Origin of the sequence: Gilliamella sp. Bif1-4 (assembly GCF_001690535.1) — a bacterium.
GTDB lineage: Bacteria > Pseudomonadota > Gammaproteobacteria > Enterobacterales > Orbaceae > Gilliamella > Gilliamella bombi.
Genome location: NZ_LZHC01000007.1, coordinates 22,059 through 33,603 on the forward strand (window position 1 = coordinate 22,059; position 11,545 = coordinate 33,603).

Annotated in this window: 14 protein-coding genes; 10 read left to right on the forward strand and 4 right to left on the reverse strand. The window is 34.7% G+C overall.

What is annotated here, in order from left to right:
* Nucleotides 1-287: 287 nt before the first annotated feature.
* The 5 genes from yccX to A9G25_RS00255 all read left to right on the forward strand — a co-directional run bounded on the left by yccX (nucleotide 288) and on the right by A9G25_RS00255 (nucleotide 3,910).
* Nucleotides 288-566, forward strand: a complete 279-nt coding sequence (gene yccX / locus A9G25_RS00235) for an acylphosphatase (RefSeq protein ID WP_141674944.1) — start codon at nucleotides 288-290, stop codon at nucleotides 564-566.
* An 80-nt stretch (nucleotides 567-646) separates the two neighbouring features.
* Nucleotides 647-1,210: an LPS export ABC transporter periplasmic protein LptC gene (gene lptC, locus A9G25_RS00240; RefSeq protein ID WP_065625242.1), complete on the forward strand. Its 564-nt coding sequence runs from the start codon at nucleotides 647-649 to the stop codon at nucleotides 1,208-1,210.
* A 3-nt stretch (nucleotides 1,211-1,213) separates the two neighbouring features.
* Nucleotides 1,214-1,768 carry a lipopolysaccharide transport periplasmic protein LptA gene (gene lptA, locus A9G25_RS00245; protein WP_081297076.1) on the forward strand — a complete coding sequence of 185 codons (555 nt, stop codon included), beginning with the start codon at nucleotides 1,214-1,216 and terminating at the stop codon, nucleotides 1,766-1,768.
* A 1-nt stretch (nucleotide 1,769) separates the two neighbouring features.
* The gene (lptB, locus tag A9G25_RS00250; RefSeq protein ID WP_034913235.1) at nucleotides 1,770-2,495 is read left to right on the forward strand and encodes an LPS export ABC transporter ATP-binding protein; all 726 of its coding nucleotides are present in this window, start codon (nucleotides 1,770-1,772) and stop codon (nucleotides 2,493-2,495) included.
* On the forward strand, nucleotides 2,495-3,910 hold the full coding sequence (locus tag A9G25_RS00255; RefSeq protein ID WP_065625254.1) for an RNA polymerase factor sigma-54: 1,416 nt from the start codon (nucleotides 2,495-2,497) through the stop codon (nucleotides 3,908-3,910). The genes lptB and A9G25_RS00255 overlap by 1 nt, the downstream gene beginning before the upstream one ends.
* Before the next feature lie 70 nt (nucleotides 3,911-3,980).
* Here the strand turns inward: A9G25_RS00255 and leuD are convergent, their stop codons facing one another.
* From leuD to leuA, 4 genes are all read right to left on the reverse strand, one after another.
* Entirely contained in the window at nucleotides 3,981-4,583 is a 603-nt protein-coding gene (gene leuD, locus A9G25_RS00260) for a 3-isopropylmalate dehydratase small subunit (RefSeq protein WP_065625243.1), read from the reverse strand.
* A gap of 13 nt (nucleotides 4,584-4,596) precedes the next feature.
* Nucleotides 4,597-5,997 carry a 3-isopropylmalate dehydratase large subunit gene (leuC, locus tag A9G25_RS00265; RefSeq protein ID WP_065625244.1) on the reverse strand — a complete coding sequence of 467 codons (1,401 nt, stop codon included), beginning with the start codon at nucleotides 5,995-5,997 and terminating at the stop codon, nucleotides 4,597-4,599.
* Nucleotides 5,998-6,153: 156 nt separating this feature from the next.
* A complete protein-coding gene (gene leuB, locus A9G25_RS00270; RefSeq protein ID WP_065625245.1) occupies nucleotides 6,154-7,233 on the reverse strand; it encodes a 3-isopropylmalate dehydrogenase in 1,080 nt (359 codons plus the stop codon).
* Nucleotides 7,234-7,300: 67 nt separating this feature from the next.
* A complete protein-coding gene (gene leuA / locus A9G25_RS00275) occupies nucleotides 7,301-8,848 on the reverse strand; it encodes a 2-isopropylmalate synthase (protein WP_034913245.1) in 1,548 nt (515 codons plus the stop codon).
* A gap of 439 nt (nucleotides 8,849-9,287) precedes the next feature.
* On the opposite strand from leuA, the gene nfsB reads away from it, so the two are divergent.
* The 5 genes from nfsB to A9G25_RS00300 all read left to right on the forward strand — a co-directional run.
* A complete protein-coding gene (gene nfsB, locus A9G25_RS00280) occupies nucleotides 9,288-9,932 on the forward strand; it encodes an oxygen-insensitive NAD(P)H nitroreductase (RefSeq protein ID WP_065625246.1) in 645 nt (214 codons plus the stop codon).
* 627 nt (nucleotides 9,933-10,559) lie between these two features.
* Complete coding sequence (locus A9G25_RS00285) at nucleotides 10,560-10,772, forward strand: hypothetical protein (RefSeq protein WP_065625247.1); 213 nt, start codon at nucleotides 10,560-10,562, stop codon at nucleotides 10,770-10,772.
* A gap of 12 nt (nucleotides 10,773-10,784) precedes the next feature.
* Nucleotides 10,785-11,066: an IS3 family transposase gene (locus A9G25_RS00290; protein WP_065625218.1), complete on the forward strand. Its 282-nt coding sequence runs from the start codon at nucleotides 10,785-10,787 to the stop codon at nucleotides 11,064-11,066.
* Entirely contained in the window at nucleotides 11,063-11,287 is a 225-nt protein-coding gene (locus A9G25_RS00295; protein WP_065625248.1) for a hypothetical protein, read from the forward strand. The genes A9G25_RS00290 and A9G25_RS00295 overlap by 4 nt, the downstream gene beginning before the upstream one ends.
* An 18-nt stretch (nucleotides 11,288-11,305) precedes the next feature.
* The coding region (locus A9G25_RS00300; protein ID WP_141674945.1) for a DDE-type integrase/transposase/recombinase at nucleotides 11,306-11,545 on the forward strand (240 nt) is incomplete at its 3' end.

An 11,545-nucleotide genomic window follows, 5' to 3' on the forward strand; every position in this document is an offset into this window, starting at 1 on the left:
GATACTAGCCAAAGTAAGAAAAACCTTTTTTTATATTTTAATAACATATTTATTTCCATTGTTTTAATTATTTATTATTGTTTATTTTATTGAAAAATAAAATTTAGTCGATAAGTAAAAAACTTAATAGTTGTAAGATTATTAATGAAACTTACATTTAACTATAGTATTTATTTTTATATAAGCTATTTAACCATGATAAAAAATTTGTTCTGTATTTTCAATCTAAATTAGTATTTCATCATTAAGATAAATATATTTGAATTATAATAAAATGGGGTTGCAAAATGATTAAAAAAGTTAAGATAAATGTTAGCGGTCGCGTGCAAGGTGTAGGATTTCGTTTTTTTACTTATCAGCAAGTCCAAAAACTGGATTTAGTTGGTTATGTTCAAAATTTAGATAATGGAGATGTTGAGATTATAGCCCAAGGTAATAGTTTACAAATAAGCAAATTAATAAAATGGATTGAAAATGGCGGTCCTGCATCTTCACGCATTTCGCGTGTTAATATTTTTGAATTATTACCACAAAACGATTTAACTTCTTTTAATGTTCGATATTAATTTACTAAAAAATAAAGTAAAATAATTAAAATTTTGGTATTCGAAATAATAATTTCTAATTAATGTGAAAAACGTATGTTATGAATAAAAAAAATCTAATCTGTTTTTTACTTCTCATTGTCGTTATCGGTGTTTATTATAATTATCAAAAAGGAGATGAGGTTGTAAATCAACCCACTCTAAATATATCTGATAAGCCGATTTATCAAAGTGATAAAATGTTAACAGATATTTATGACTTATCTGGAGATCTTATTTATAAAATTGAGTCCAGTAATGTAAGGCATTTTGATGACTCAAATAATACTGAATTTGATTTGCCCAATTTTACGTTTTATGAACAGAATCATTCAGCTACATGGCATATTAAAGCAAAAAAAGCGACGTTGACAAAAGATAAACTTCTTTACCTTTATGATGATGTTCAATTAGATAATTTGACACAAGAAGCTCAATTGAAACAAGTAAAAACTGATAATGCCGTGATAGATTTAACTTTACAACTAGTCAAATCAAAAGATCCTGTCATCATTAATGGGGTGGGATTTTATTCAACTGGTATTGGTTTAGCGGGTGATTTACATGCCAAAACGGCTAACATACTTGAAAATGTAAAAACATATTATAATACAGAGGCAAAATAAAACATGAGTTCGCTAAAACAGGTTGTTTTTTCATTAATTTTATTGCTACCAATCTCTTTAAGTAGTTTCGCCAATGAACTTACTTCGCAATCTATAAACTCTAAAGAAGAACATAAAATGTTCGCTGATAATAAACCCATTACGATAGATGCAGATAATCAAAAAATTGATATTGAAAATAATACAATTACATTTATTGGCAATGTTGTTATTGTCCAAGAAGGATTAACTATAAAAGCTGATAAAGTGGTTATCACTGACACACAAGACAAAAATAAGCAAAAAATCACAGCTTATGGTAAGCCTGTGAATTATAAGCAAATTTTTCCAGAAAAAAATAAGATTGTAACGGGTCATTCTTCACAAGTTATTTATGATGTAAAACAAAATAATGTTATCTTACGGGGGCATGCTGAATTATTTCAACAAGATAATCATATTGTTAGTGATCTGATTACATACGATGTCAAAAAACAGCAAATATTAGCCAATCCAGGTAAGAATATGCGAGTAAAAAGCACTATTATCCCAAACCAAGTTAAAGGGATGAACAAATAAAATGTCAATTTTAAAAGCGGAAAATCTGGCCAAAGTATACAAAAAAAGACGAGTTGTTGAAGATGTAAGTTTAACTGTCAACTCAGGCGAAATTGTTGGATTATTAGGCCCCAATGGTGCGGGTAAAACGACTACTTTTTATATGGTTGTTGGTATAGTGACATTAAATGCAGGTAAAATTTACCTTGATGATCATGATATCAGCATTTTACCTTTACATGAGCGAGCTCAAAAAGGTATTGGCTATTTACCACAAGAAGCGTCTATTTTCAGAAAATTGTCTGTTATAGATAACATTATGGCAATTTTAGAAACGCGCAAAGATATTGATAAAAATGAGAAAATCGATCGTGCCGAAGAATTACTCGAGGAGTTCCATATTTCTCATATTCGTGACAGCATAGGACAATCTCTATCAGGTGGAGAAAGACGTCGAGTAGAAATAGCAAGGGCGTTAGCAGCTAATCCTAAATTTATTTTACTTGATGAACCTTTTGCTGGGGTTGATCCAATTTCGGTGATAGATATCAAAAATATTATTAAGCATCTACGTGATCGAGGGTTGGGTGTATTAATAACCGATCATAATGTACGTGAAACGTTAGATGTTTGCGAACGTGCTTACATTGTTAATAAAGGACATTTAATTGCTGAAGGTTCACCAAATGACATCTTAAGTAACGAATATGTAAAACGCGTTTACTTAGGAAACGAGTTCAGATTATGATGAAAACCAGTTTACAACTGAAAGTCTCTCAACAATTATCCATGACGCCACAATTACAATTGGCGATTAAATTACTACAGTTGTCAACTTTAGAACTCCAACAAGAAATACAAACTGCGCTTGAAAACAATCCATTGCTTGAAGTTGATGATCAATATGACGAAGTGAACGTTAAACAAAACGATGAAACAGAAAATATTGATACGCGTGAGGCTTTAGATAGCAAAGAGATTCCCGATGATATTCCATTGGATGCATCTTTAGATGATATTTATAGTGCAGGAACTCCATCTGGAACTAACTCAGATTACCGTAATGATGAATTGCCTATCTATCAAGGTGAAACTCACGAAACATTACATGATTATCTGGAATGGCAACTTGAACTAACACCCTTTAGCGATACAGATAGGGCGATAGCGGTATCTATTATTGAAGCTATAGATGAGAGAGGCTATTTAACAGTTTCAACAGAAGAAATACTTGAAGAACAAGGTAATGATGAAATTGAAATTGCCGAAGTTGAAGCAGTATTGAAACGAATATGGAATTTTGATCCTATCGGTGTTGGTGCCAGATCGTTGCAAGAGTGTTTGTCTATTCAAATTCAACATTTAGATACTCCACCGTTAGTTAAACAAATTATCGATAATTATTTAGAATTATTAGCCATACGCGATTATAGAAACTTAAAAAAAGTGTTAAATACAACAGATGAACAATTAAAAGAGGCTGTTGACTTTATACAACGTTTACAACCTTATCCTGGCTATTTGGTTAATACTGCTTCTCCAGACTATGTCATACCTGATGTCATGGTAAAAAAAGTACAAGGAAAATGGGTTGTGTATCTAAATAGCGATACTGTGCCAGCTTTACGTATTAACCTGCAATACGCCGATATGGTAAAATTAGCTAATGAAAGTGATGGGCAATATATTAAATCTCATCTGCAAGAAGCTAATTGGTTTATTAAAAGCATCGAAAACCGTAACGAAACCTTATTAAAAGTCAGCCAATTTATTGTTGAGCATCAGCAAGCCTTTTTTGAACACGGTGCTGAATACATGAAACCAATGATTTTGTCTGATGTTGCAACGGCAATTGATATGCATGAATCGACCATTTCTCGTGTAACAACTCAAAAATATCTGCATTGTCCAAGCGGAATTTATGAACTTAAATTCTTTTTCTCAAGTCATGTTAATAATGATTCAGGTGGTGAGGTTTCATCTACAGCTATCCAAGCATTAATGAAAAAATATATATCGGCAGAAAATAGTAAAAAGCCATTAAGTGATAGTAAATTAGTTTCGATTCTTGAAGAACAAGGTATTATTATTGCACGTCGCACCGTAGCAAAATACCGTGAAGCCTTATCAATTCCACCATCAAGTCAACGAAAACAGCTTTAAAGTTGAATTTAAATTTTTGGATATAATCGCTTATTTTAATCATGGGCGCAATCAGCGCCCTTTAATAAAATTAAGCTAAAAATGAAGGGATTTTATGTTCAAAGTCGCTAATCGCTTCTTCATGTTGTAAGGTTAAGGCAATATTATCTAACCCATTTAACAAGCAATGACGTTTAAATGCATCGATTTTAAATGAATATTGCTTGTCGCCGGCAATGACCACTTCATTAACTAAATCGATGGTGAATTCAATGCCTTCATTAGCTTCGACAATTTTAAATAGCTCATCGATATCTTCTTCGGATAAATTAACTAATAATAATTGATTGTTAAATGAGTTATTGTAAAAAATATCGGCAAAACTTGAACCAATAATAGTTTTAAATCCATAATCAGCAAGTGCCCATGGAGCATGTTCACGAGAAGAACCACAACCAAAATTTTCACGTGTTAATAAAATGCTGGCACCTTTATAGCGGGGTTTATTCAAGACAAATTCAGGGTTAGGCTGCTTGCCAGCATCATCTAAAAAGCGCCATTCATGAAAGGCATGTTTACCAAATCCAGTGCGTGTTACTTTCTGTAAAAACTGTTTTGGAATGATTGCATCTGTATCAACATTAGCCGCATCCAAAGGAACGACTAGCCCAGTATGTTTTGTAAATTTTGCCATGACAAGTTTCTCCTTAAAATGGTTTGCGAATATCTGTAAAATGACCAGTAATAGCTGCGGCTGCTGCCATAGCAGGACTAACTAAATGTGTTCTAGCATCGCGTCCTTGGCGACCTTCAAAATTACGGTTGCTGGTTGATGCACAGCGATCTCCTGGTGCTAACTTATCATCGTTCATTGCAAGACACATAGAGCAACCTGGTAAGCGCCATTCAAATCCTGCATCAGTAAAAATCTTATCTAATCCTTCGGCTTCAGCTTGTTCTTTCACTGGTCCTGAACCGGGTACAACTAATGCTTGTACACCATCAGCCACTTTGCGGCCTTTAGCAATTTGCGCAGCAACTCTTAAATCTTCTATACGTGAGTTTGTACAAGAACCAATAAATACTTTATTGATCTTAATATCAGTCATTTTGGTACCAGCGGTTAAGCCCATATAAGCTAATGCACGCTCAGCAGAGTGTTTTTCAATAGGATCAGCAAAATTATTAGGATTCGGTATTGTTGCATCAATTGAAGTTACTTGACCAGGGTTCGTTCCCCAAGTGACTTGTGGTGCGATATCTTTTCCTTCTAACGTCACAACTGTATCAAAATGTGCACCTTCGTCGGTTTTTAGTGTTTTCCAATAAGCCACCGCTTTGTCGAAGTCTTCACCTTTTGGTGAAAATTGGCGATCTTTTAAGTACTCAAAAGTGACTTCATCTGGTGCAATTATGCCAGCTTTAGCTCCCATTTCAATTGCCATATTACACAACGTCATGCGTCCTTCCATTGATAATGATTTAATCGCATCACCACAAAACTCAACTACATGACCTGTACCGCCAGCACTGGTTGTTTTGCCAATGATAGCTAAAATAATATCCTTCGCGGTAATGCCATCAGCAACATGTCCTTTAACTTCAATTTTCATAGTTTTAGCTCGACCTTGCTTTAAGGTTTGAGTTGCTAACACATGCTCAACTTCGGAAGTACCAATACCAAAAGCTAATGCACCAAATGCGCCATGTGTTGCAGTGTGCGAATCACCACACACAATAGTCATACCCGGTAAAGTCATACCTTGCTCAGGACCGACTACATGGACAATACCTCGTAATGGACTTTGTAAATCATATAATGAGACTCCAAACTCTTTGGCATTTTTTGCCAGTTCGGTTAATTGAATGCGAGCCATTTCGCTACAGGCACTTAAATCATTACTTTTGGTTGAAGTATTATGATCCATAGTTGCAAAAGTCTTATTGGGCTGGCGAACTTTACGATTCATTGCACGTAAGCCATCAAAGGCCTGTGGAGAGGTGACTTCATGAACTAAATGACGATCGATATATAAAATAGGCGTTTCATTTGGAGCCTCATAAACGACATGCGCATCATATAATTTCTGATACAGTGTTTTTGACATTGCAGATTCCTTATTATTTTTTACAACTGGTATTAGTTTTAATCTTTGACATTATTTATTAATACTATAATTAATTGAATTAAAAAGGATACAAGGAGCAGTTTATTCTGCATACTTGAATATCCTTTTACTACACATCTAATACGACTAATTCAATTAAATAAGCTTACAAATAATGTCTCCCATTTCATCAGTTGAAACGGCTTGTTCTTTTTGTGCAAGATCGATAGTACGATAGCCTTGTTCTAATGCTTTATTTACTGCTGTTTCGATAGATGAGGCAATATCATCACGTTTAAAGCTATAACGGACTAACAAGGCTAATGACAAAATTTGTGCAGCAGGATTAGCAATATTTTTGCCAGCAATGTCCGGTGCGCTACCGCCAGCAGGTTCATATAAGCCAAAGCCTTGTTCATTAAGACTAGCAGAAGGTAACATCCCCATTGAACCAGTTATCATGGCACATTCATCGGATAATATATCCCCAAATAAATTTGAGCATAAAATAACATCGAATTGAGACGGATCTTTAACAAGTTGCATTGTGGCATTATCGATATACATATGCTCAAGTTCGATATCAGGATAGTTTTTAGCTACTTCATTAACCACCTTACGCCACAAAATTGAGGTTTGTAAAACGTTGGCTTTATCAATTGAAGTTACTTTTTTGCGACGTAACCGTGCAGCTTCAAACCCCATTTTTGCAATACGTTCTATCTCAAAACGATGATAAACTTCAGTATCAAATGCTTTTTCTTGAGCACCACTACCTTCACGTCCTTTAGGTAATCCAAAATAAATACCGCCAGTTAATTCGCGCATACATAAAATATCAAATCCACGCTCAGCAATATCGGTGCGTAATGGGCAAAGATCTTCTAAGCCTTGATATAAACGAGCAGGGCGCATATTAGCAAATAATTTGAAGTGTTTACGTAGTGGCAATAACGCACCACGTTCAGGTTGCTTTTCAGGTGGTAAATTAGACCATTTAGGACCACCCACTGAACCAAATAAAATAGCGTCAGCTTTTTCACAGCCTTCAAGTGTTTCATTAGGTAATGGGCAACCATGAATATCAATTGCTGCACCACCCACATCATATTCACTAGTAGTAATAGAAAGTTGATATTTTTGGCGGATAACATCTAATACTTTATAGGCTTGTCTCATTACTTCAGGGCCAATACCGTCGCCGGGAAGTACTGCAATATGGTAGTTTTGTGACATTTTTTATTCCTTTACAATCTAAATTAATTTTCATGTTTTGCTGTTAAACGGCAAAACAAATTATTTTTTAGTCATGATGTAATTTTTGTTTTTCTTGTGCAACTTGATTTGCTCTATACACATTATTCAATACATTAATTAAAGCTAAAGCCGATGAGTGAACAATATCAGTTGCAAGCCCCACACCATGGAACTTACGACCTTTATATTCGGCAACAATATCAACTTGTCCTAAAGCATTTTCACCTTGTCCTTTAGAAGCTAATTGATATTTTACAATCGAAATAGGTTCGCCAGTAATACGGTTGATAGCTTGATAAACAGCATCAACAGGACCGTTACCCGTTGCAGCATCAGAATACTTTTTATCACCAATTAACAAGCTAACCGAAGCGGTTGAAACAACCGTCGAACCTGATTGAACATTAAAATAATCTAAAACATAATGTTCTTTTTCATCTTTTAATTGATTGATAAATATTAATGCCTCTAAATCATAATCAAATACCTGGCCTTTTTTATCAGCTAATTCTAAAAATGCCTCATAGACTTGATCTAAGTTATAATCTTTATCGTGATATCCAAGTTCCTCTAAACGATGTTTAACGGCGGCTCGTCCTGAGCGAGAGGTTAAATTTAATTGGATTTGATTTAATCCGATTGATTCAGGGGTCATAATTTCGTAAGTTTCACGATTTTTTAAAACCCCATCTTGATGAATTCCTGAGGAGTGGGCAAAAGCGTTACTACCAATAATTGCTTTATTACCTGGAATTGGCATGTTAGTAATTTGGCTAACAATTTGGCTGGTACGGTAAATCTCTTGGTGATTAATATTTGTGTGAACATTCAATATATTTTGACGAACTTTAATCGCCATAATAACTTCTTCAAGTGCGGTATTACCCGCACGTTCGCCTAAACCATTCATTGCCCCTTCAATTTGCCGAGCACCTTCTTGAACCGCGCTAATCGAGTTAGCCACTGACATGCCCAAGTCATCATGACAATGAACAGAGATAATCGCTTGATCAATGTTCGGGACACGTTCAAATAGGGTACGAATAATGCCACCAAATTGATAAGGGACAGTATAACCGACAGTATCCGGAATATTGATCGTTCTTGCCCCTGCTTTAATTGCTGCTTCAACGATACGACATAAGTTATCAATTGGGGTACGGCCTGCATCTTCACAAGAAAACTCCACATCATTAGTATAATTACGTGCACGTTTAATACAGTGCACAGCTCTTTCAATGACATCATCAAATGTCATTTTTAATTTATCCTTAACATGTAAGGTTGATGTTGCCATAAAAGTATGAATTCGAAACTGATCTGCAACTTTTAATGCCTCGGCAGCAACATCAATATCTTTATCAACACAACGAGACAATGCACAAACACAGCTATCTTTAATGGTCTTAGCAATCGTTTGAACTGATTCAAAATCACCGGGAGATGAAACAGGAAAGCCAACTTCCATCACATCGACCCGCATTCGCTCCAAAGCAAGCGCTATTTGTAACTTTTCTTTAACGCTCAAACTTGCTTGTAATGCTTGTTCACCATCGCGTAACGTTGTATCAAAAATAATGACTTGATCGTTCATTGTTTTTCCTTTTATATATTTTAGCGCTATCTCGGTATTTCAAGTTAAAAAAACAAAAAACCCGCACTTTAGCGCGGGTTCTTGTTAATTTGTTGAGTTGTTTATTTAACTACTTCTTTTTACTCCACACACAAGCTATCCGCACAAATTGATGCGAGGAGGAGGCTGAGGTCGAGTGATAAATAGTTAACAAACATAAAAATCTCTATTTGAATTGTAATTAATACTGTCTAAAACTGATGTTATTTTTACCAAATGATATTAGTGGTGTCAATGATTATTTGTAACCAATCTTAATATGTTCTATTTTTATTAAAATAAAGTACTCAATACTAATTAAGGATTGCTTTACTATTTGACAAATCTATTAAAATAATAAGTTGAGACATAATAAAACCGAATTATAATGGTGAAAAGAATAACTCGCGAGGGCATAATAATGAACATAGTTGATATTTCTCAAAAACGCTACACTACCAAACATTATGATCCAACAAAAAAAATTCCTGCCGATAAGATTGAACAGTTATTAACGGTTTTAAGAAACAGCCCATCATCAGTTAACTCACAACCATGGCATTTTTATGTTATTGATAACGACGAGGCAAAAAATAAAATTTTACCGGCTATACTTGAATTTAATCAACCAAGAGTGACTGGCGCCTCGCACACTATTGTCTTTTGTATTAAAACACCATTAGACGAAGCCCATTTAGTTAATCTTCTCAATCAAGAAGATAAAGACGGTAGATATCCTTCAGCCGATCTTAAACAAGCACAAGATCAAGGTCGTCGGCACTTTGTAAAGCTCAATAGTGCAACCATTGAATCGCAACAATGTTGGGAAAGTAAACAAGCTTATCTAGCATTGGGGCAACTGCTTTTTGCAGCAGCAACAATTGGTATCGATTCAACGGCCATTGAAGGATATGACGCCCAAAAAATGGACGAGATTTTAGACCTCAAAAGCAAAGGGCTTAAAAGTATTATTGTAGCCACATTAGGCTATCGAGCCGAAAATGACGGCAATGCGCATCGACCAAAATCACGCTTACCGAAAGAGCAAATTTTTACGTTTTTATAAAATAACTTGAAATGTCCTCCGTCTGAATTGAGCTAAATGCGGAGGATATTTTTTTGATTTATTTCAGTTAATTATTCTATCTAGTTTGTAGATCATTTGGGTTATAACTATATTTGTGTTAGAACAATAAAATCGTAAAGTCCTGCTAGGCTGTTAAAAAGAGAATAATCTAACACTTCTGTTCGATAAGTCTGGTTAAATCGTTCAAAATTGCTAAATTGAACGTTATTACCAATATTAAATATTTCCACAAAAGTTAAAACTTTAGAAACATAGCACCATATTTTAATTAAAAAATTACTATTACCTTAAAGTTGAATTGTTTCCATCTTCACATTTCTTTACAAAAAAAATCTCACAAAAACTAGCCAACTATTTTTTTAGCGACTATAATTTGATCGCTTTAGGAAATTAAGCTTATTAAATAAGTGAATAGTTATGAAAATCGAAATAAAACAAAATATTACTTGAAAGATGGAACATAATGCATAAACCTGTGTCTTAAATTTATCAAATAACGCCCTTAGGCAATTTTTCACACTTTCCTCGTTTATATCCTCAAAGTTATCGCTTAAATTATTATCGAAATTGTCCCGAAAAATCTTGTTGGTATTGGGACTGTTATTATTGCTGTATTCATGGAGTTTAGGGGCATTAACTAGTAAAAATGGTCGCGTAAATAATCATCGTAGTGATGCCATAATATTACCGCCGTTCGAAAACCCGTGTCTAAAATATGGTACAGACGGAGATGTAGGTTCAGTTGATTTATGGATATGGATTGATCCTCGCCAAAAAAGTGGACAAAAGTTGCCTCTATGGTATAAACAAAAATCATAGGAGACAAATATCATGGTCAAAAAATTTAATATCGAATTCAAACAACAATCAGTGGATTATGCGTTATCTAATGCACACCTTTCTATCAGCGAACTTGCCAATCATCTAGGTGTGGGTAAATCAACCCTAGATAAATGGATTAGGCAACTTTCCCCGAATAAAACCAGCCGTCGAGAGTTAACCGCTGAGCAACAGCGGATTATGGCGTTAGAAAAAGAGATTAAAGAACTGAAAATGGCTAATGATATACTAAAAAAGGCGCATGTGTACTTCATCAACAATCCAAGTCGATGAAGTACGCTTATATGAAAAATCATTTAACCTGCTATCCCGTTACTAGGATATGCTCATTACTTGGTGTCAGTTCATCGGGTTATTATGCTTGGTTAAAAAGAGCAAACAAATCAGTTAAACTCAGCGAGTATATCCAAAAGCAGTATTGGCAACATAAAGCCCGTTTGGGTGCGCCAAGCCTGCTTCATGATGCAAGAGAAGCAGGCTATCAAGTTTCATAAAGGACAATTAGCCGTGTTTTGCAACAATTGGGATTACGGAGTAAAGCAGCACGTAAATTCAAGCATAAAACAGACAAGGCTCATCACAATATTGCGCCCAACACGTTAGATAGGCAATTTAATCCTGATAAGCCTAATAAAACATGGGTAACCGATATTACTTATATTAAAACGGGTGAAGGTTGGTTATATTTGTCGGTGATTATCGATTTATATGGACGAAAAGTGATTGCTAGGCAAACCAGTCGCTACATAGAC